Consider the following 22,463-nt stretch of genomic DNA (forward strand, 5'->3'; position numbering starts at 1 on the left):
GCTCATTATACCATAATTTTCGTGCTTCTTTTCAGCACATACAAAGTTCCGTTAGGAACTTTTAAGATGAGCACTTTTGTGCTCATTATACCATATATCCTCTGTTAATAAGCGTATCACTTGCTGTTTCATTGCCTGCACCATATTTAGAATATGTAAGTCCGGAATACACCTTTTCTGTATTCTTCATAAGCGGTGCTGAATTATCATGTCTGCTTACTTCATAAAATGACTGTCTTAGCTGTCCAAGCATATCGTATATTGAATTGACAACATTTTTATCATATGAAACCTGTGCACCGATAAGAGTTCTTTTCATATAGTTATAGAGTACATAAAGATTACCTGAAAGCTCATACTGCATATCAAGACCTGTTATAAGCTGGTCTATACCTCTCATAGCCATGTGTAGTTTCTCTTTAAATACTGCATTATCTGATGTTGACACTGCATCTTTAAGATAATCTCTTATTATGTCGTACACTATTACTACAAGCTCTGAACGTGTCGCCTGCGATATTCTATATGAATATGTCTTAATAGCTTCTCTATCCATACTTCACATCTCCAATCAATTCACCCTGACAGATTAGTTCTGAAGAAGCTGTAATACTTCTGATGGTCTTTGGTTAGCCTGTGAAAGTATTGATGTAGCTGCCTGTGTAAGAACTGTCTGTGATGTATACTCTGTCATCTCCTCAGCCATATCTGTATCAATCTTAGCTGATAAAGCCTTAGTAACATTCTCACTTGAAACCTCAAGGTTCTTAGTAGTATGGTCAAATCTGTTCTCATATGCACCAAGCTTTGAACGTGCAGAGTTGACATAATTAATAGCTTCGTCTACATACCCTATTGAAAGCTGTGCTGTGTAGCTTGTCATTACATTGATATTATCTGTACCTATTGTGTAAGTAGTTATCTTAGGAATATCCAGAACAATAACCTGATTTTCATTAGCACCAACGTGGATACTCATAGTTCCGACATCAGTCACTTCCTGATTAATATCCGTAGCTGTTCCACCTGCTGCCTGTGACTTTCCGTTCTGCTTAGCTGCTGTTGTATCATTAAATGTTGTTCCTGCAACATTACCCGGAACATCCATAACGAATTCCTTATTATTAACGTCCTTAACTGTAATCTTAGTACCCTTGGTTGAGATAATAGCTGAATCTTCAAATCCAACTCTCTTACCTGTTGGGTTGCCTGCATCATCAACTTCATTAGCGAATTCAGCTACAACATCACTACCTTCTGCGTGTATGCCTGAACCATCTTCATTGTAAGCATCTGATATACCAAGCATAGCAGCAAGGTCTTTATTACTGCATGTTACATCTAACTGCTGATCTCTTCCATACTGCTCTGTCATTATAACAAGTCTGTTGCCTGTGTAAGATGTATCTGGCTTATATCCTGCATAATCACTTCCGTTAGTCTTCGTATCATTAGCAAGGCTTGATACAGCAAATGCTCTTCCACCCGCCATATTAGCACCATCCATAACCTTATCCATAATTGTATCAAGTGTATCACCTTCTACAATATCAATGTTATATCCATTAATAGATATTGTTCCTGCCTGATCAGCAGTTACCTTAGCTGTGCCTGACATTGTAATAGTATCACCTACTGCTATTGCCTGTCTTGCATCCTGTGTTACTGTAACTCCATATATTCCAGCAGTAAAACTGTCAGATATCTTAAGCTGGTTCACACCCTGATAATCTGAATATACTCTTCTTGAAAGATTACCATTAATAAGTGGCTGTGTATTGAATTCTGTCTGCTCAGATATTCTGTCTATTTCCTGATTAACATTATCAATCTCCTGCTGGATAGCTTCACGCTCATCATCAGAGTTAACATCGTTAGCCGCCTGAACTGTAAGTTCCTTAAGACGTGTAAGCATAGACTGTATCTCTACTATAGCACCTTCTGCTGTATTGATAACAGAGATACCATCTGTTGTATTATTCTTAGCCTGATCAAGACCTCTTATCTGAACTCTCATCTTCTCTGAAATAGCACAGCCTGCCGGGTCATCAGCTGAACTGTTAATCTTATATCCTGATGAAAGTCTTTGTATAGAGCTTGAAAGTGCATCCTGTGCCTTCTGTAACGCATTGTTAGATACAATGGCTGATACGTTAGTATTAATTCTCATACTTTTATTCTCCTGATTTTATATTCCCGCCACATCTACTGGCGTTATCCTTTGAATTCGTCAAATCATACATTTTATATATCGGACATATCCTGTAATTCTTTAACCGCTCTTATGCCCCAAAGAATACTCCTGTTATTGCTGAAGCGATCTTATAAAGACGATCTGATGGAATCTTTGCTCCTGAGTCCTCGTATGTAGTATATTTAACATCTGGAACTCTTACACAATTAATTCTTACATTGTCATAACCGAACTGTTCTTTAAGATCTCCCTCAATCTGCTGGAAATACTTATAAATGCTTCTGTCTTCGGAAAGCACAATTCTTGAATCCTGCTTTACATACATACTTACGTCTGACTGTGTAACCTTTGCCTCTACTGACAATTCACCCCACGAAGCTGTATTCATCTTAATAGATATCTTTCCCTTGTCATTATCATCTGCAACAAATGTAAGATTGATAAGACCTGCCTGTCCATTTTTAACATAAGGGACACGGTAATCATTTCTTCTTGCAAGATTGCTTATATATCTAATCTGTCTGTTGCTTATTCTTAATTCTTCAAATGTATCATAATCAACAGGGTCTTCAGCAGTTCCTGTAAGTGAGCTCTCTATAGCTTCTTCAAGTTCATCACCAGCAGCTTCTTCAAGGTTAGTATACATAGCCTCAAGCTTATCCCTGCTGTCTAACACTTCCTTAAGCTTGTCATTGCTATCAATTATGTTCTCTCCATATATTGACTTACTGCCCTGGTTTCCGTGCTTTCTTGTGTAAGCCATAAGCTGTCCTGTAGCCATAAGTTCATTAACCGCATTAATGTTACCAATGTTCTCATTAATTCCAGCTCTTCTTAACTCCCTTACAACCTCAGCATCAGCCTGTTCTGCTTTCTTAGTTACTTCTTCTATGTAACTGCTGTCAAGTTCATTTTCCACTGCTTCATCATAATGTTCAGCAAGTCCGTTAGCAAATGCTTCAACATTCTGATGTTCAATTGGTGACTCATTGTCCGAATTCTTCAATGTATTAGGAGTGATAAACTTCTGTGACTTTGCAAATAATGACTCAAAGTAACTGATAGTTTCCTTATCTCCAAGACCTACTGAATCATCAATAGTTACATCTATTCCAGAGTGCTTGCGGCTTGTGTAGGCACTGATAAGATTACCCATAGTAATCTCTTTGCCCTGCTTCATAAGAGCACCCGCACACACACCAGCATCTCTTGTAAATATATTCATCATCTGGTATATACCGATGAACTGCTTTTTCTTAGTTTCGTTAATTCCACCTGTCTTGTCAAGCTTGTAGAGGAACTTTGAATATTTCTCCTCATTATCCTTAGTAGCACCCTGATTCATACTGCTAAGATAATCATTAACTGTCCATATATCAGTATTCATTGGGTTGATTCCGTCATCTATCATCTTAACAACAGTTTCCGGCTTCATATTATCAACAAGATTATTAAGGGTTGTATATATTCTTCTTGCCCTCTCAACATTTTCCTTATTGATATCTATGTTATTAGAAGCAAGAAGCTTAATAACATCTCTGTTCTCCTGAGTATTCTCAAGATTGAGTTCGTCCATTATACCCTCTGCACTGTTATTAACAGCCTTAATAATAGAGTCATCTAAGTCTTCTCTTACCTTAGTACCTGTTGTTTCATATGTATCTATTGCCTTGGCATAACGGCTTGTCATTCCACTCGCAATGCCTGATACCATAGAAATACTCAACTTATATGGGTCACTCTTCATAAGCTTTTCATACATCTGTGCTGGTGCAGTCTCAATATCGTAAAGTGCCTTTCTTACATCAAGGACATCATTATACATCTGTGTATTGCCAGCATATAATGTTCCATTAGCTTCAAGAGCTTTAATCTGCTCGTTAATCTGTTCAAGAGGCGTGTAGAGAAGTGATGTATTACTCTTTTCAAGAATTACACCTGTACCTGCTGTAAGTAAAAGCCTTGCCTCAACAAGTGTGTTATAAGCTTTCTGTGCATTGTAACCATATGGCTGCTGGTATGCATAATTACCGCCCATCTGATTATTATATACACCCTGATTATAGCCCGTATCCTGCACATAACCATACTGGTTATTAACATTGCCCTGCCAGCCGCCTGACATCTGACTGTTTACATTACCCTGCCAGTCACCTGACATCTGGTTATTAACAGTCATCTGATTGTTAACAGCCTGCCGGCTTTCTGCTGTTTCACTCCAGCCTACCTGCATTACGACCTTCAGACTTGCTATTGTAAATGCTTTTCCAGATGAAACAACATTTACAATATCATCATAGCTTGCATTAGCCAGTGTTACTATTGCGTTCTTTACATTATCCCATATAGATGGATCGTTTGTAAGTGGAGTATCTTTAGGGTCTTCACCAATAGCAAGCTGGTCAGCAATCTTTGATAATACACTATCCTGTCCATCCTGTGTATCAAGACCATTTAAATTAAGTCCGTCAAGAACAGCTTTATATTTTAAAGTCTTTTCTGTGACTGGTATATTATTATTAATCAAATCCTGTGCATTATTAAGGTTTCTTAAGTTCACTTCAAGCCCGGCTTTATTCATAAGCGACTCAATCTGTGGACGCATAGCATTAAATTCCTTAAATGAAATCTCATATCCGCTGTTAGCCGGTCTTGTACTGACAGCATTTTCTGCCTTATATATTCCGTCAATAGTTGGTGCAATATCATTGGCAATCATATAATACTTAGCACTCTCTGAAAGCTCTGTTATTGAAGCCGCCTCATCAAGTGCTGATTGTACCTGCTGCACAGTATCGTCATCAACGCTTATTCCAGCACCGCTTAATCTCTGCTTTAATTCATTAGCTGCACCTGCCCCTGCAACACTCTCAATTGCATCAGAGCTTACGCCAGTTCCATATGCAACATAGCTGTCTGAGTGCATTGCAAGCTCAATTCTAATCTTATCAATAATTGATACCATATCATCCTTAGATGCATCTGTTATATTAAATCCATCACCTGCTATATCAACTGCTTCCATACCAGAAAGCTTTTTAACAAGTGCCTTGAAGCTTATCTGTGCTGTACTTGCAGAATTCATAATCTGCTGTTTTACATCATCAGCTTCCTTTAATAACGACTCATATGTGTTATCTGCCAGCCTGCTGTTATCCTGTCCCTCTGACATAACAACACCATTAAATATCCCATTGACACCATTAGTCCTGTTGCTTACATTTTCCTTATAATTAATAGATGTTTCTTTAACATTATTATCCTTGTTAAAATTACCTGCGTATATTGATACAGACATATTTATCCTCCATACATTATCTGCGGCTAATCTACAGCCGGTTATTCCATTTCCTAATAACAGCCTATATATCCTGCTTAGATAATTCTATCGCCTGATTATAAAATAACCTGTATTATATTTCGGTTACTTCCACCAAAAAAATAAGCAAAATGAAGCAGATTACAGCATAAATGTAATCAACCACATTAATAATTACATCAATACTATATACCTGCTTCACTTAAATCCTGCCAACCTGATATCTGACTTATATATCAGACTGCTATTTAAACTGCTCTTATATATCTCTTATATTATTATTATATTATTGTAGGCTTGTGTGCTTCCACATCACCATTGAACTCATACACAGCTATTCCATACCTATGTAAATCCACAAGAAGTGACTCACCATAGCCATCACACTCACCCTTCTTACTTGCAATTATCTTCTGCTGGTTCTTCATATCATCACCTAATACAAGCTTATATTTGCCCTTAATTGGCACTCCAATTCTATGACTTGGTCTTTCAACAGGTGTGAAATTAAGAACGAATAACAAATGCTTCTTCTTATCCGGACTTATTCTTATAAATGAGAATACACTGTTGTCCTTGTCATTGGCATTAATCCATCTAAAGCCTTCTGAATTATAATCAGTTTCATATAAACATCTGTAATTCTTATTAAGCTTAAGGCACGCACTTGTAAAATCCTTTAATTCCTTGTGGCTCTCATCCTCAAGAAGATACCAGTCAAGAGAACGCTTCTCACTCCACTCGTTCCACTGTCCGAATTCCTGTCCCATAAATAAAAGCTTCTTGCCCGGATGTCCACACATATAAGCATATGCAAGCTTAAGATTAGCGAACTTGTCCTCTCTGTCACCAGGCATCTTGCCTAACATAGAACATTTCAGGTGAACAACTTCATCGTGCGATAATACAAGTATAAAATTCTCGCTGTAAGCATACATAAGAGAAAATGTCATCTTACCATGATTAAACTTTCTAAAATAAGGGTCAAGCTTCATATATTCAAGAAAATCGTGCATCCAGCCCATATTCCACTTGAATGTAAATCCAAGACATTCTCCGTTATCAGGGTCACCACTTACCATTGGCCATGCTGTAGACTCTTCTGCAATTGTAACCGCTTGTGGAAATCTCTTTCTCATCATACTATTAAAATGCTTAAGGAAACTCATAGCTTCAAGATTACCATTACCGCCATACTGGTTAGGAACCCAGTTGCCTTCTGTCCTTCCGTAGTCAAGATAAAGCATAGAAGCAACTGCATCTACTCTTAAGCCATCAATATGGAACTTATCAACCCAGAACATTCCATTGGCAATAAGGAAATTCGATACCTCATTCTTGCTGTAATCAAATACCTTAGTTCCCCAATCAGGGTGTTCGCCCTTTCTTGGATCTGCATATTCATATACACAGCTTCCGTCAAAGTTCGCAAGCCCATGTGCATCTTTTGGAAAATGTGCTGGTACCCAGTCAAGTATTACACCAATATTCTTGCTGTGCATATAATCCACAAAATACATAAAATCCTTAGGACTTCCGTATCTTGCTGTTGGTGCATAATATCCTGTAACCTGATAACCCCACGAGCCGTCATATGGATACTCTGCAATTCCCATAAGCTCTATATGTGTATATCCCATATCTGATACATACTTGGCAAGGTCTGGTGCTATATCACGGTAATTCATATAACCGTCCTCTGTACCATCTTCCTGCTTCTTCCACGAACCAAGATGACATTCATATATAGACATTGCTGACTTTAAATGGTTCTCTTTCTTCTTATGTTCAACCCATACGCTGTCTGTCCACTTAAATCCATTAAGGTCAGTAATAATTGATGCTGTCTCTGGCCTTAACTGTGCCGCATTGGCATATGGGTCAGCCTTGTAAATAGCCTCACCACTCTGTGAAATAATAAGGTACTTATACATCTGTCCAGCCTTAGCACCCTCTATAAATAACTCATATATTCCACCATCTGAAATCTTCTTCATATCATAGCCATAGGCTTTCCAGTCATTAAATTCACCTATGACGTACACGTCCTTCGCCGCTGGTGCCCATACCGCAAAATATACTCCGGGCTTTCCATCTTTCTTCGCTATATGTGCACCCATTTTATTATATATCTCGTAGTGTGTTCCCTGTCCAAAAAGATATGAGTCTAACTCAGTTATTCTTATCTGTTCATAATTAATTGTCACAGCCATATATTACTCCGCCCTTCCACATTAATAATATTACTTCGCATATACTTTTGTATTAACATTATTTTATCATAACATTAAATTAAATACTATTAATTTTTTGACAATTGGTCATTTTTATAATAAAATTTCTCATATATTTTGATAATCCAATTAATTACTTCTATCTTTCACTTGACATCATAATTATAGGAATTTATCATAAAACTATTAATAATCAAAGGAGAATTCATAATTATGATTTATTATCTGATAAGTCCGAATTATATTAATGTTGTGACTTTTGCCAGCATAATATTTGCATTTGCAATAACGTGCCTTGCTATATATATGGGTAAAAATATCCTTCCCCGTGATGGCGGCAGAGCTTACGCAATTAATGGCTCAAAGTCAGTCGGCAAGCCAAGAGGAGCAGGAATTATATTTATCCTCGTATTTACAATAACCTGTATGATATTTGTCAATTTAAGTTCTGAGATAATCATTTATCTTATACTTGTACTTGCAGCAATGCTCTCAGGTTACCTTGATGATGCTTCGTCATCACCTTGGGGCGAGCTTAAAAAAGGTATTATAGATTTCGTAATTGCGGTTATGGCGGCAGTTACATATCTCCACTATAATCCTAACACATTTGACATATCACTCTTTAAGCTTACAGTTACACTTAACCCAATCATATACGGTGTTCTCATCGTTATATTAATATGGGTCAGCATAAATGTAACTAACTGCTCAGATGGTGTTGACGGCTTATGTGGAACTCTTTCGGCAATTACACTTTCATCTGCCTATGTATTATTTATGATATTTGACATTGAAAGCTCATTCCGCCACACAATACTTATTATGGTAGTATGTATTCTTGGTTATCTGTGGTTTAACGCATCACCTAGCAAGCTGCTTATGGGCGATGCAGGCTCAAGGGCAATAGGAATATTTATAGCATTTGCTTTTCTTAAGTTACACAGCCCTCTGCTTTACATTCCACTTGCCATAGTTCTTATAATTGATGGCGGACTTGGTCTTATTAAGGTTTCATTTATGAGATTTCTTCATATAAAGATTATGCAGAATATAAGAACACCTATCCACGACCATATGAGAAAGAACAAGAGCTGGTCTGATGCACAGGTCGTATTCAGATTTGCAATAATACAGCTTGTTATTGCGGCAGCTATAATATATGCAGTTATATAGCAGCATCTGTTGATGCAGCAATTTCATTCAACAGATATCCTGTCATATTCAAAAAGGCAGTAATCTTAATTATATATAATTCCCAGAAATATCCTTTCCTTCAAAGCATTATATATAATTAAGATTACTGCCTTTTTTATTTATATTTAATTAGTTATTTTACACGGCAGACATAATAGAATATTATTTAAGTAATTTCTTTCTTTTGTGTTCTTCCAATCTCTTACGTCTTCTATGTTCGCGTTCCTTAACCTGCTTGTCTATTATCTTATCAACCCCTTTTTCATCTGTCTGCTTAACAATTCTTACATCATAATACAATCCGTTATCATTATGTTTAACCTTAAGCTTTCCCTTAAATGTGCCATGCTCTTCACACACAAATACTGAATAATATGTCTTTGAAGTTGTCGCAAACCATTTTATAAGTCTTTTCATAGACCTGCCACATATATAACACCTGCACGACCTTGCAACCCTGTCATCAGCTGCATTATCCCTTGTCTTAAAACCTCTTGAAATATATTTCTCATATGTCCCAAAGTTGGCATATATCTCAGTTTTTCTATCTTTAGGTATTCTGTATGTGTCAATGCTCTCATACACCTTTACGCTGTCAAAATCCATCTGCTGGAATATCCTTGCCGTGTATACAGCATCATTAATTGCTGAATGATACTCTGCATCCTCGCTGAAACCAAGCTCCTCAATAGCCATCTTAAGACTTCTTCTTGTCTTGCCGTCTGAGTATACCTTGCTGTATAACTTCTGCAGATCATAATACATAAATGGAAATGGAAAATTGTTCTCAACCCCGAAATGCTTCATATTCCTTTGAAACTCTGTAAGATCTGAACTTCCCCAGGTTATAAATTCATAGTCATCACCACACCATTCAAGAAATTCTTTCGCCGCACTTGCAAAATCATCTCCCATTTTGAGTTCATCTTCAGTAATTTCAAGCATTTCTGATACTTTACCGTGAAGTTTAACATATTCTACAGGTCTGATTATTCTTTCCCACCGTCCGGTTATATTCTTATGTTCATCAAGCTTTACAGCTCCTATCTGTATAATCTCAAATGGCATTTCTTCTATAGAATATTCTTTTCCTCTGTAGCTCTGATTCCATTCAAGGTCTAACACTATATAATTCATAACCAATTCCCTTCACAGTAAATTATTGATATTTATTTTGTATATCTTTGGCAATAGGAGCAAGCTGGGATACAAGGTTATTCATATCCTCAAACATAGAACTCTTGGTTGTTCCTAAGTCGTTGGCACGCTCAATATGTGCAAGCACCTTCTGTAACTGCTGTTCCTGGTCATCAAAGCAGTCTTTAACATCTGAAAGTCTTTTTTCAGAAGACTGTGTAACCTCGCCTATCTCCTCCTGAACCTCCTTAGCTGCATCTGCTGCTTTTATAATCTGTTCAAATACTCCATATGCTGCATCTGCATCTTCAACATTCTTTCCAAATACTGACTGTGATTCCTCAATATTATTATTAAGCTGTGTTGTACCCCTTTCTACCTCAGAGATACTTCCCTCAACTGTGCTTACAAGTGTCTTTATCTCCTCTGCAAGGTTCTTGACCTCGTTGGCAACAACCGCAAAGCCCCTTCCCTGCTCTCCTGCTCTTGCCGCCTCAATAGAAGCATTGAGTGCAAGCATATTAGTCTGATTCGCAATTGCTATAATCTGCTGCATACAATCTTTAATCTGCTGTACAGATACCTGAACACCTGCAAATGCACTCTTTATCTCATCAAAACTCCTGCTTACTTCTTTTGAACTATTCTTTAATTCATCTACCTTTTTCTGTGCCTCTCCTACAGAGTCAACAATTTCATTTTTTACACCGTCAAAGCTTGTTGCAATCTGACCTACATCAGCAAATACAGATGATAATTCCTGTACCTGGTCTTTTAATCTTTCATTCTCTTTAGTTGCAAGCACAAATGCTTTCTGTATATCTGCCATCTCATCAAGTGATTCTACTTCCCTCTCTGCAAGCTGTTTCTGATATTCAATAATACTGTCTGCAACGTGTATGACTGGGTGCATATCTAAAGTTTCTTCTTGTGCCGATATAACATTTTCTTTCTGTGTTTTTAATTTTCTGCCAAACATATAATATCCTCCTCTTTACGATATTTGCTGTCATTTTATGAGTATTAAATTTACTTCATTTGCAAAATGGACTTTAAACAGTAACATTTATTCAAATACTACACAAGTCATTGTCTGGTTAACAAACTGCTGGTTGTAATGCTCCCCATAACCTATAAGACCAGCGTGGTCTCCTAATACGGACATAGACTTAAGATATGTTTCAAAATAATGCTCCTGTGAGAAGAGTAAATATCTGAATACACAATTAATAGAAAATACACCTGATATGTGTGTAAAATCTTTCTTTATCTGATTAATAGTATTTTCAACAACATGGGATATATCCTGTAATTCGAGTAATGTAAGAACATCAGAATCATTAACCTGGCGATAACACTCAAGCTTATCTCCAACAACTTCTTTAATAGATATTATACATATATCCTGACCATTCATCTTACCTAATGGATTCTTAAATGTCTGTGTCGCCATCTCCTTATCACCAATATTTAATATATCCTGATATACTTTTCTGGCTGGTCTTCCATTAAGCTCTCCTATAAGATACTTACTTCGGTCAGTCTTAGATGCAATAAAACGGCAAGCTGGAACCTGCTTATATATATTTTCCTTATAAACCTTAATCTTACCATCATTATTACGAATAAGTGCATATGCATCAGCATCAGCATAGATCTTTCCATTAACTGATACTTTTCCTCCATCACCAGTTCCACCTACAAGTGATATATGCTTCTTTCCAAGAACGCTGTAGATTGTAGTAAGCACACACGCATCATTACCTGAACAAAAGTCAATACATATTGTATTATTCTCTGATGCAGCAACCTTATTTATATCTTCCTCAAGTCTTCCAATATACTTTACAGGCATAGTCGAAGCCTGCTCAAGTACATTAGTCACTACACTTAAATTCCCCTCCATAGCAATAACTGCTACGCCATTATCCGCTACAACTGTCTGTCCTCCGTAGCTTCCTCCAATACAGCCAATGCTTGGAACACCTGGAAAATGTCTTTCCAGCTCTTCTACATGCTGCTCAAACTGCTCATTATTAGACATCAATAATAATAATTTTGGTGCAGTAATCTCACTTATAGCCTGTGCGAGATTACCACTCTTATCTACTCTGTATATCTGTTTCACGTTGTTCACCTTTCAAATAATTTTGATAATATTTTAGCGTAATTATAGTACAGCTTATTTAAGAATTCAACTATCTTGATTTTAAGACTTACGAATTACACTCCTGCAAACATATACCATTCTCCTTTGTCAGCTTAGACTTCCCCGATATTTTTTCATTATGCCATAATTTTGTGCGGTTTTCAGCACATATAAAGTTCCGCAAGGAACTTTTAAGATGAGCACTTTTGTGCTCGTTATACCATAATGTTATGGCAATTATATTATTTATATTTTTCACTTATTGCCGATTCGATAGTATAATAACTGTCGAAATAAAAATATAAGAAAGGTCGGATATTTATGATAGAAAAAACAATATTTCCACGAGAAGAAAAAGCTGAGGTTTTATTTGATAAAATCTTAAGCGATAAGTGGGCATATAACAAGCTTTTTCAGACATTCTGTGATAATTTATTTTGCAATGACGATTCTGGTACTGATCTTTCGCCACTACAATTTACCGAGGCATTATTTAACTGCTACACTAACAAGGATTTATCTGCATTTCTTATGGCTATAAGCCAGAACACACTGTTTGACTTACTGAGAAATTCTTTTCTTATTCCATATCGCTTCAATGCTGACGGAAAACAAAATCCAATTATTATGACTGACGATAATGGTATTCTCTTACCAGAATATAAGAATACTGTTCACGAAAAAGACTATCAGCATTTTTATAACATTTACCAAAATCTTCATAATAATAAGAATATCTTTCTTGCCAAAGCCTACAGATACAGTCATATATATGGCGATGACCCATCTATTATTGAACAGCAGATTATTGAAGAAAATACAGGCATACTGCTTATCCGTGAGCTTCCTGACACAGTAAAACTTAAAGAAACTGAAGCCGAAGCCTACAGTGCTGTATGGGACCTTATGCTTGAACTTGAGAAAAATCTTCCTATGGCGTATATCTTCTATGGTCAGGACTCATATATAGATAATAACAAGCATTTTGATGAGTTGGGAATATTCCTTCCTAATTCTATCTTTTTGAAAAATCTTGAAAATCACGTTAAGAAAGCTGAGGAGATTATATATGCCAAAGACTAATTATATAGATATTATGGAAAAAAATCATATGGAGATACCTTGGCACGACTATACCAATGCTGACAGCAATGCACTGATTTCCGATGCTGACCTTATCGAAAAGGCTTCTGTTATCGGACGTGTCGGCTTGATTATGCTCTCGTGTGGTACTGGTGCGTGGCGTGTGCGTACATCTATGAACAGACTTTCCAAGGAGCTTGGCGTAACCTGTACTGTTGATGTTGGACTTATGTCTATTGAATTTAACTGTTTTGATGGAAATGACTGCGTATCCCAGTCACTCAGCATAGCTAATACAGGTGTCAACACATCAAAGCTTTACCGTATGGAGCAGTTTGTCGATAACTTTCCAAACGAAGAAGCTCATCTTACCGGTGAAATAATTCATAAACGTCTTGATGAAATTGAACAGATACATACCCTGTATTCACCGGTCAAGCTTGGACTTGCCGCCGCTCTTGCGTGCTGTGCGTTCACATTTCTTCTTGGTGGCGGACCTATTGAAATGCTTTTCGCTTTTATCGCCGCCGGTGCAGGTAATCTGATAAGAACCAAGCTTATTAAACACCATTTTACTTTGTTTTTAAATATAGCTGCTTCTATATCAGCTTCGTGTCTTATATATGCAATACTGCTTAAACTTGCCATTCTGCTGTTTAACATACCGTCAGTACACGAAGCCGGATATATATGCTCTATGCTCTTTATAATACCCGGATTTCCATTTATTACAAGTGGAATTGACCTTGCCAAGCTTGACATTCGTTCAGGTATTGAAAGACTTACTTATTCAGCAATCATAGTTCTTGTGGCAACTGTATTTGCGTGGATTATGGCATTAATTCTTCATTTACAACCTGAGGAATTCTCCAGCCTGAATATTGGCAATATAACTCATCTTATTTTAAGATTAACTGCAAGCTTCTGCGGTGTATTTGGATTTTCAATTATGTTTAACAGCTCTATTCCAATGGCGGCAACCACTGCTGTTATTGGTGCTATTGCCAACACACTCCGTCTTGAACTTGTTGACTTTACTGCAATACCTGCTGCCGCTGCCGCATTTATCGGAGCTGTAACTGCTGGACTGCTTGCTTCATTTATAAAAAAATATAATGGTTATCCACGTATATCATTAACCGTGCCTTCCATTGTTATTATGGTTCCTGGACTTTACCTGTACCGTGCAATATATAACTTTGGAATTATGTCACTGACAGAAGCGGTTTCGTGGTTCACCTCCGCAGTTATGATAATAATAGCACTTCCACTTGGACTTATATTTGCAAGAATTATAACTGACCGCACCTTCCGTTATTGTACATAATAATATAATAACAGCCGCCAGCTTTATTGTAATATGCTCCTGTCAGGTAAACATATTATTATACTGGTGGCTGTTATCATATTATTAATTATCCGTCTGTTGCTTAAAATATTCCTCAAATAACCTGTCAATCTCTTTCCACCCTTCGCACCTCACAAATCTGTCATCAGGAAGTTCTTCGTGTATGTTCCAAGGGCGGTTAAACACTGCCACCTTACAATTATCAAAATGCATAACGTGCTCAAAAGCTGACGGCGAATCCTCTATTGCAAAATCAAATGTCATATTATAAAGCTGCTCTAAAGTCATATTATATGCATAGTCCTGTTTACTGGTTTCACGACCATATTTATCAACACAGTATAATGGAACTCTTTTAAGATTGTGTTCATCAAGCCATTTTCGTGATGGCTCATACGAATTAAAAGGTCTTCCCGTGATAATATAGATTTCGTGGCCTTCATCAACCCATTTATTAATAGTATCTGCTGCCCCTGTAGTTTCCTCATAATTTAACAGATTCTCTGGCAGATGCCCTGCTATCATCATCTCTTCATACTGTTCATCACTCAAATCAAAAGTCTTTTTCAGATTAAAAAACTGCACTTCACGGTAAGGCACATCAATTCCGAATAACTCTTTTGCAAGTTTTGTAAAATGTTTTGCTGTTTCACATAATACATCATCAAAATCTATATATACTTTCATTAGTATTTTTCCTTTCATCTGCACTTACCGTCATCTTCATCTCCTTCAGTTAATTATGTTTTTCTACCAGATGATATATTCTCTGATTGTCAGAAAGAGATTCCCTCATGCAGCCAGCTATACTTTTTAGAATAACTTGAATCTTTTCACGCGTTCATTCATCTTATCTGCACCCTCTGCGAGGTTAATACTTATTGCTGTATTCTCTTCTGAAGATGCTGCAGTACCCTGTACCACACCTGAAAGCTGTTCTATTCCCTGTCCAATCTGTTCTAATGACTCTGCCTGAGTGTTAGCTTTCTCCATTGTGTTCTGTGCCATTTCTGCAAAAGAATTCATATCTGAAATAATCTGGTTAAAAGCTTCTGCTGTTGTTATTGTAATTTCATTTCCTTTTTGAATTTCAACTAAAGTCTTATCAATTAATTCTCTTGTATTAACCGCTGAATTAGCACTATCTGCTGCAAGCTTTCCAATCTGGTCTGCAACTACCGCAAATCCCTTTCCTGCTTCACCTGCCCTTGCAGCTTCAATAGAAGCATTAAGTGCTAACAGATTAGTCTGGGAAGCAATATCTTCAATATCGGTAATAATATTACCTATTTCCTTGGATATTTCTGTAATATGTTCCATCTCTGTCAGTAAAACATTCATTTTTTCTTTTTCTTCGTTTGCTTTGTTTGCAGAAGCCTTTACACGTTCAGATGCGTTCTTTGTTTCACTTGCTGTATCCACTGCAAGGTCAACAACTGTATCTATCGTTGCATTCAGTTCCTGGATAACTCCTGCCTGCTCTGTTGCACCATCTGCTAACGACTTCGATGCACTTTCTACTTCTTTCGCATTATGTGTAACCTGTTCTGCAATACTGCTTATCTCTGACAATGTACTGTTAAAACGCTTTAAAATATACAGAAGCGAATCCTTTAATTCTGAAAAATCACCCAGAAACGGTGTAATATCATCACCATTTCTTGTTAAATCACCCTGTGCTATGAATTTAACCTCCCGTGAAATCTCGCTTACATAATCTGAAAGTATATTCATAGCTTCCTTAAGCTTTGTAATTGTTTCACCAAACTCATCATCAGATTCATATGTAAGCATATCCACGTTAGACAGCTCACCCTTTCTAAGGCTGGCAACTGCCTCATCAATCTGACGTACTGGTTCTGTAATTGAGTCTGATATTATCTTTCCTATAATTGTTGCAATCACTGCAATCGCTAATCCTGTTATGATAATGACAATAAAAATAATTATTGTACATATATTAGCAATTACTTTTGCCGTATCTAATTCCGCCTGAAAATCATCGCGTACTGAATTTAACTTTTCTACAAATTCCTTATTACTTTCATACATGCTTCCAATCATAAGATTAGCAGCATCAGCCTGTTTGCCTTCTCTACTAAGCTTATATATTTTATCTGAGGCTGACCTGTAATCCTCCCATGCAGAGCTTGCCTTTTCATAATCAGCTTTACCTGCCTGTGCTTTCTTATTTGAATTAATTATTTTCTCTAACTTAGAAGATATATCCTTTATCTGATTCTCCATATCATTAGTTTCTTTTTCACAGGCTGCCATAGCTGCTGTATCTGTTTCTACAAGATGCTGATACTGTTTGATTCTATATTTAGCAGTTATTGTTTGTAATTCCTGCAGACACTCAAGTGAAGGAGACCACACTTCCGTAATACTATGTATAGTCGAACGAATCACTAATGTTGATACAAGTGCCACCAATACAAAAAAAGCTGTCATCACTAATACCGCCATCCGGTATACCTGCAATTTCGCTGAAACTTTTAAATTACCTATCCATTTTCTTAACTTTGCCATATAATTTCCCTTTCTTTTGTTTTTATTTGTTTAATAAATTTTTCTAAATCACATTACAAAAAACCGGGTAAAAACCTCATATACCCAGTCTCATAATTATTGTCCATCAGACATTGATAAAACTATCACAATTCAATTTTAAATGCAATAGAAATTTATACTTATTGATGTAGTTTTTGTATGATTTTTTTAAGAATGGATTTAGTTCCCTGTGCCCCCTTTTATTTTTTCGGTGTTCCAACTACTCATTTATATATTTTTATGGTGCTCACAATCACCATAAAATAAAAAATGCAACAATGAATTTTCACAATCATTGTTGCAAGAAATTAATGTTCCCTGCGGGAATCGAACCCACAACTAGCGCTTAGGAGGCGCTCGTTATATCCATTTAACTAAGAGAACAAGCTCCGTATCAGGGCTTTTCAGCCTTCAGACTACGGTAACCATTTTTATTATGTGAGCTTAACGCCACTTATTTAATTATATCACATCTGTCCATTTCAGGCAAATATTTTAATTATTAAACTTAACACTTCCCTGCAGCCATATCTGCCCCTTAAATCTCCTGCCAACAGCGGGTTCGCCAAGCAGATGAGCCTGATTAATGGCAACAGTCATATTAAGGTCGTTACATTCAATAACCATTATATATATTTTCTCTTTGGTGTAATGATTAATCTCCTCAGACAACTCTAGTATCTCGCCGACTACCTGATACTGGTCGCACTCAACACCACAAGGCATAAATGAAGAATCAACTATTGAAAATACATCTTCCTTTACAATTCTGTGTGAAAGCTCATTGTATGTATCTATATCTTCTATTGTCAGGCTCTCTATTGCCGACTCGTCACCTTTCTTAGCCGCCTGTATAAGTCTTTGTCTGTCGTCCTTCTCCTTCTTCATTCTGACAGAATCTGACTTATTATTTCTTGTTGGAAGCATAATTATTCCGCCAAGTGACAATGCCGTAAGGCTTACCATTTTATTCTTTATTGGAATTTTATATACATAGCTTCTCGAATCTATATCGTAATCTTTCTGGTTAAGACCTTTTTCATCACAAATGTAATCCAGATAATCCATTACATTTTGCAGATAAAATATAAGGGTAACACCTGTCTTTGACTCATCACATACAACTGCATAGGATTCCTTATCCAGATGTCTTTCTATTGTAATCTCATCATTATCACATCTTGTTCTTCCAATAACAAATGGAAAATAATATTCATATATGAATTCTTTATCTTTAAATCTTCCGTATATGTACAAACCTGTAGACTCGCTTATTCTTACTATGACCGCACCACGGTTAAGCTCATTATTCTTTATAACAAGCCCCTTCTCCAAACTGTCCAGAATACCTGCGTGTATCATCTGCTCTTCAAAGTCCGAATCCACCTGCTCAAATCCTATAGCCTTTATATATAAATTCATAACAATCCTTCATTCCTGTATTACTCAGTATCTACAATAAACAGTGTAAGATACTCCATAAGATCTTTTTCCACCTCATCTTCATATAAAGATCCATCTGAATGTTTTAACATTTTAATTACCGGTCTGTCAGTAAACTTCTTATTCTGCCTTACAACAATGCCCGTTTCACCCTCACTTGTAATAACCTTAATTCCAACAGGATATACTGCTACTGTTTCAAGAAGCTTCTCTGCTATTGTTGCATCATATTTCAATCCCTGATTAGCTTTAATATACTCAATGGCCTCATATATCTTGAGCTTAGGATTACCCACACCACTTATAAGACTGTCAAAATCATCGCATAAAGATACAAGCTTAACTTCCATTTTCAGTTTATCTCCTTTATGAGAAAATGGATATCCCTTGCCGTCTATTCTTTCGTGATGTAAAAGTATTATTTCTTTAGCTATATCCGGTATCCAATCCTCGTCCTGAACAGAACTATACCCAAATATAGTATGCTTCTTATATTCTATTGCATCTTTAGTATTCATATATGTTTCATTGGTGTTCATATATGGTGTCTTAATGTATCTTAAACCTATGTCGTGAAGCATCGCTCCCATGGATACATTTTTAACCTGCTTATCACTCATTTTAAGTCTTAACGCCATAATTGTAGATAATGAACACACGTTGATACAGTGTGTATACATATCTGTTGATAAATTTCTTATCTCTGTTATATTGTTAATAACCTCTGGCTCTGAAAGCACAGATTCAATAATTCGTTCAGCCTCTAAACCTAATATTTTCAAATCCTGATTATGCTTGTAAATGTGTTTCTCAAGGACATTTTTAACAACTTTCCTCGAATTATTAGTCGTTTCTTCGACTTTATAGATATGTCTGTAATAACTATTACCACTATGCGATTTAGCTTTGCTATTGGATTCATTACTATCTATGTCCGATTTATTCAATTCATTATCGTGTAAGTTCTCTGCATTATGGCTGTCATTATTCACATTATCGCTGTCATTTTTATTATTGCTTTTATCTTGATAATAATCACTTTCACCACCATTATTATCGGTGTTACTGATGCCATCTTCGCTTACATTTTCTATTTCTTTATTGTAATTATTATCATTATCTATCCCTGTGCCATTACTATTATCAGAATAAATGTCATCGTCTTCACCCAGCTTATCATCTGTTCCAATAATTATATGACCATATTCCCCAGGGTCAATTATTTCATCAGGATATTCTTTAATGCTTAGACTTTGTATTCCCAAACTCCTAATTCTGTTAATCAATTCTGAATTCAATACAACATCTGCATGTATAAGTACTGTGCCACTATCTGTCACTATAGGAAGGGCTGTTATCTCATTTCCCTTAAGATTTTTTACCTTAACCTGTTTCATACATACTCCATTTCCAGCATCTAAACTATCATAATAAACATCTAATATTATAAAGATAACACAAATTAATCTATATATCAAATAATATATAACAATTAAAAATATCCTGTATTGACGACAAATTTTATGCACCTATATCATACTTTCCAGTACATATAATTCATCATCAACGCAGGATAACAATTATGTTAAATGTGTTTAACTAATTAACTTATTAAATTAAATACCTTGTGAAACCAAATATGTTATTAAATCAAATGTCTTGTCAGACTATATCTCTTGTTAAATTATATTTTGTTTCTTAATATTTAATTACTTGCTAAGTTCTGTCTTTCCACCCATATATGGCTGGAGTGCCTTTGGAATTCTAACGCTTCCATCAGCCTGAAGATTGTTCTCAAGGAATGCGATTAACATTCTTGGAGGTGCAACACAAGTGTTATTCAATGTGTGTGCAAAATACTTGTTCTTGTCTGGACCCTGTACTCTTATCTTTAATCTTCTTGCCTGAGCATCACCTAAGTTAGAGCATGAACCAACTTCGAAATACTTCTTCTGTCTTGGTGACCAAGCTTCTACGTCAATTGACTTAACCTTAAGATCAGCTAAATCACCTGAACAACATTCAAGTGTTCTAACCGGTATATCAAGGGAACGGAACATATCAACTGTATTCTGCCATAACTTATCAAACCACATTTTGCTGTCTTCTGGCTTACATACAACGATCATTTCCTGCTTCTCAAACTGATGAATTCTATATACACCTCTCTCTTCAATACCATGAGCACCTTTTTCTTTTCTGAAACAAGGTGAATAGCTTGTAAGTGTCTTTGGAAGCTCTTCCTCTGGTGTAATTGTATCAATAAATTTACCAATCATTGAATGTTCACTTGTACCTATAAGGTAAAGGTCTTCGCCTTCAATCTTGTACATCATTGCATCCATTTCATCAAAGCTCATAACGCCTGTAACAACATTACTTCTTATCATATATGGAGGAATACAATATGTGAAACCTCTGTCAATCATAAAATCTCTTGCATAAGAAATTACTGCTGAATGAAGTCTTGCAATATCGCCCATAAGATAATAGAAACCATTACCTGCAACCTTTCCAGCCGCATCAAGGTCAATACCATTAAACTTCTGCATAATCTCTGTATGATAAGGTATTTCAAAATCTGGAACTACTGGTTCACCGAACTTTTCAATCTCTACATTTTCACTGTCATCTTTACCTATTGGTACTGATGGATCAATAATGTTAGGAATTGTCATCATAATCTTAGTAACTTTTTCATTAAGTTCTGTTTCTTTTGCTTCTAGTTCCTTTAATCTGTCAGCATCAGTATTAACCTGAGCCTTAACAGTTTCTGCTTCTTCCTTCTTGCCCTGTGCCATTAAAGCACCAATCTGCTTAGAAAGCTTGTTTCTGTTAGCTCTTAACTCATCAGCTTCTGTCTTTGTAGCACGAGCCTGTGCATCAAGTTCAATAACTTCATCAACTAAAGGTAACTTTCTATCCTGAAATTTATTCTTTATATTCTGTTTAACAATATCTGGATTTTCTCTTACAAATTTTAAATCTAACATTTTTTCCTCCATATAACGAATTTGATACTCTTTTAATTATGCACCTTTTTATATATATTTTCCAGCATTTTATATATTTATTTATGTATCTTTTAATGTACTTTATTATATTCGTTATTATTCTAGTATTGCCATTATTATTTTCATCATTTTAATTATTAACTATATCGTTGACTTCTCTGCTAAGCTCAACATCACCCATTCTTCCAGCAACTGCCTGCTTTAACGCATTGGCTTCCTCATCACCTAATTCAATAAATGACTCACCATTAATAATCTCTTTAATATACGCAAAACAGCCGTTATTGCTGTGCATTACATTAACAAGACAGCCATTATCATTTTTATCAAGCATACATATTGCAAAACTTAATTTGCCGCCCATTTCATGAAAAGCATCATACTTAACAATTCCAACCTTCTGAAATGTATACTGCATCTTATCATATATATCTTTGATTGATTTTGTATTGTTCTCATATGTTTCTTTTAAAAGTTTCACATCGTCAGTATACTCTTTAATTATTTTCTCGATACTCTTTCCTTCTGAGCCTTCCATCATAATGTTGTACTTCTTCTTCATTGCCGATGACTTCGCAATGGCTACAATAGAAAGAATAATTGCCACTATCAATAATACGATTATTCCAATAAGCACATATAATGTTGGTACGCTAAACAATCCAAATACATCTAACATTGTTTTATTCCTTTCGTTAATTATTTATCGTTTTAATAATTAATATATTTGTATTATATCTTAAATATCGTGCTGCTTTCCAGCACATATAAAGTTCCGCAAGGAACTTTTAA

16 protein-coding genes and 1 tRNA gene are annotated in these 22,463 nt (G+C 36.0%); 3 read left to right on the top strand and 14 right to left on the bottom strand.

Annotated features, from left to right (window positions below):
- Positions 1-85 precede the first annotated feature (85 nt).
- From BM157_RS11895 to glgB, 4 genes are all read right to left on the bottom strand, one after another.
- Positions 86-556: a flagellar export chaperone FliS gene (locus BM157_RS11895; RefSeq protein WP_055177393.1), complete on the bottom strand. Its 471-nt coding sequence runs from the start codon at positions 554-556 to the stop codon at positions 86-88.
- Positions 557-589: 33 nt separating this feature from the next.
- A complete protein-coding gene (locus BM157_RS11900) occupies positions 590-2,170 on the bottom strand; it encodes a flagellin N-terminal helical domain-containing protein (RefSeq protein WP_022503127.1) in 1,581 nt (526 codons plus the stop codon).
- A gap of 112 nt (positions 2,171-2,282) precedes the next feature.
- A complete protein-coding gene (locus tag BM157_RS11905; protein ID WP_055306993.1) occupies positions 2,283-5,492 on the bottom strand; it encodes a DUF6240 domain-containing protein in 3,210 nt (1,069 codons plus the stop codon).
- Positions 5,493-5,794: 302 nt separating this feature from the next.
- Positions 5,795-7,726 (bottom strand): 1,4-alpha-glucan branching protein GlgB, encoded by a 1,932-nt coding sequence (gene glgB, locus BM157_RS11910; RefSeq protein ID WP_090141291.1) that lies wholly within the window; start codon positions 7,724-7,726, stop codon positions 5,795-5,797.
- 234 nt (positions 7,727-7,960) lie between these two features.
- Between glgB and BM157_RS11915 the strand changes: the two genes are divergently transcribed.
- Positions 7,961-8,923 carry an MraY family glycosyltransferase gene (locus BM157_RS11915; RefSeq protein WP_022503130.1) on the top strand — a complete coding sequence of 321 codons (963 nt, stop codon included), beginning with the start codon at positions 7,961-7,963 and terminating at the stop codon, positions 8,921-8,923.
- Between the two features lie 183 nt (positions 8,924-9,106).
- On the opposite strand, the gene BM157_RS11920 is transcribed toward BM157_RS11915, so the two are convergent.
- The 3 genes from BM157_RS11920 to BM157_RS11930 form a co-directional block, all read right to left on the bottom strand.
- The gene (locus tag BM157_RS11920) at positions 9,107-10,081 is read right to left on the bottom strand and encodes a 3'-5' exonuclease (protein WP_022503131.1); all 975 of its coding nucleotides are present in this window, start codon (positions 10,079-10,081) and stop codon (positions 9,107-9,109) included.
- A 22-nt stretch (positions 10,082-10,103) separates the two neighbouring features.
- A complete protein-coding gene (locus tag BM157_RS11925) occupies positions 10,104-11,060 on the bottom strand; it encodes a methyl-accepting chemotaxis protein (RefSeq protein ID WP_055177388.1) in 957 nt (318 codons plus the stop codon).
- A gap of 87 nt (positions 11,061-11,147) precedes the next feature.
- On the bottom strand, positions 11,148-12,209 hold the full coding sequence (locus tag BM157_RS11930) for an FIST signal transduction protein (RefSeq protein ID WP_055177386.1): 1,062 nt from the start codon (positions 12,207-12,209) through the stop codon (positions 11,148-11,150).
- 342 nt (positions 12,210-12,551) lie between these two features.
- Here BM157_RS11930 and BM157_RS11935 point away from each other — a divergent pair, with 342 nt between their 5' ends.
- A complete protein-coding gene (locus BM157_RS11935; protein ID WP_055177384.1) occupies positions 12,552-13,313 on the top strand; it encodes a DUF4866 domain-containing protein in 762 nt (253 codons plus the stop codon).
- Positions 13,300-14,640 (top strand): threonine/serine exporter family protein, encoded by a 1,341-nt coding sequence (locus tag BM157_RS11940; RefSeq protein ID WP_055177381.1) that lies wholly within the window; start codon positions 13,300-13,302, stop codon positions 14,638-14,640. The genes BM157_RS11935 and BM157_RS11940 overlap by 14 nt, the downstream gene beginning before the upstream one ends.
- An 84-nt stretch (positions 14,641-14,724) precedes the next feature.
- Here BM157_RS11940 and BM157_RS11945 read toward each other — a convergent pair whose 3' ends face one another.
- The 7 genes from BM157_RS11945 to BM157_RS11975 form a co-directional block, all read right to left on the bottom strand.
- Positions 14,725-15,348 (bottom strand): 5' nucleotidase, NT5C type, encoded by a 624-nt coding sequence (locus tag BM157_RS11945; protein ID WP_055177378.1) that lies wholly within the window; start codon positions 15,346-15,348, stop codon positions 14,725-14,727.
- Positions 15,349-15,474: 126 nt separating this feature from the next.
- Entirely contained in the window at positions 15,475-17,193 is a 1,719-nt protein-coding gene (locus BM157_RS11950) for a HAMP domain-containing methyl-accepting chemotaxis protein (protein WP_055177374.1), read from the bottom strand.
- Positions 17,194-17,526: 333 nt separating this feature from the next.
- Positions 17,527-17,598: transfer RNA gene (locus tag BM157_RS11955), tRNA-Arg, on the bottom strand.
- A 111-nt stretch (positions 17,599-17,709) separates the two neighbouring features.
- Positions 17,710-18,636 (bottom strand): DUF3881 family protein, encoded by a 927-nt coding sequence (locus tag BM157_RS11960; protein ID WP_022501194.1) that lies wholly within the window; start codon positions 18,634-18,636, stop codon positions 17,710-17,712.
- Positions 18,637-18,656: 20 nt separating this feature from the next.
- Entirely contained in the window at positions 18,657-20,054 is a 1,398-nt protein-coding gene (locus tag BM157_RS11965) for an HD-GYP domain-containing protein (protein ID WP_022501193.1), read from the bottom strand.
- Between the two features lie 312 nt (positions 20,055-20,366).
- Positions 20,367-21,650 (bottom strand): serine--tRNA ligase, encoded by a 1,284-nt coding sequence (gene serS, locus BM157_RS11970; RefSeq protein ID WP_090141293.1) that lies wholly within the window; start codon positions 21,648-21,650, stop codon positions 20,367-20,369.
- Positions 21,651-21,801: 151 nt separating this feature from the next.
- Positions 21,802-22,350: a DUF4446 family protein gene (locus BM157_RS11975; protein ID WP_090141296.1), complete on the bottom strand. Its 549-nt coding sequence runs from the start codon at positions 22,348-22,350 to the stop codon at positions 21,802-21,804.
- Positions 22,351-22,463 lie beyond the last annotated feature (113 nt).

It is taken from the genome of [Lactobacillus] rogosae (assembly GCA_900112995.1).
GTDB classification, from domain to species: Bacteria; Bacillota; Clostridia; order Lachnospirales; family Lachnospiraceae; genus Lachnospira; species Lachnospira rogosae.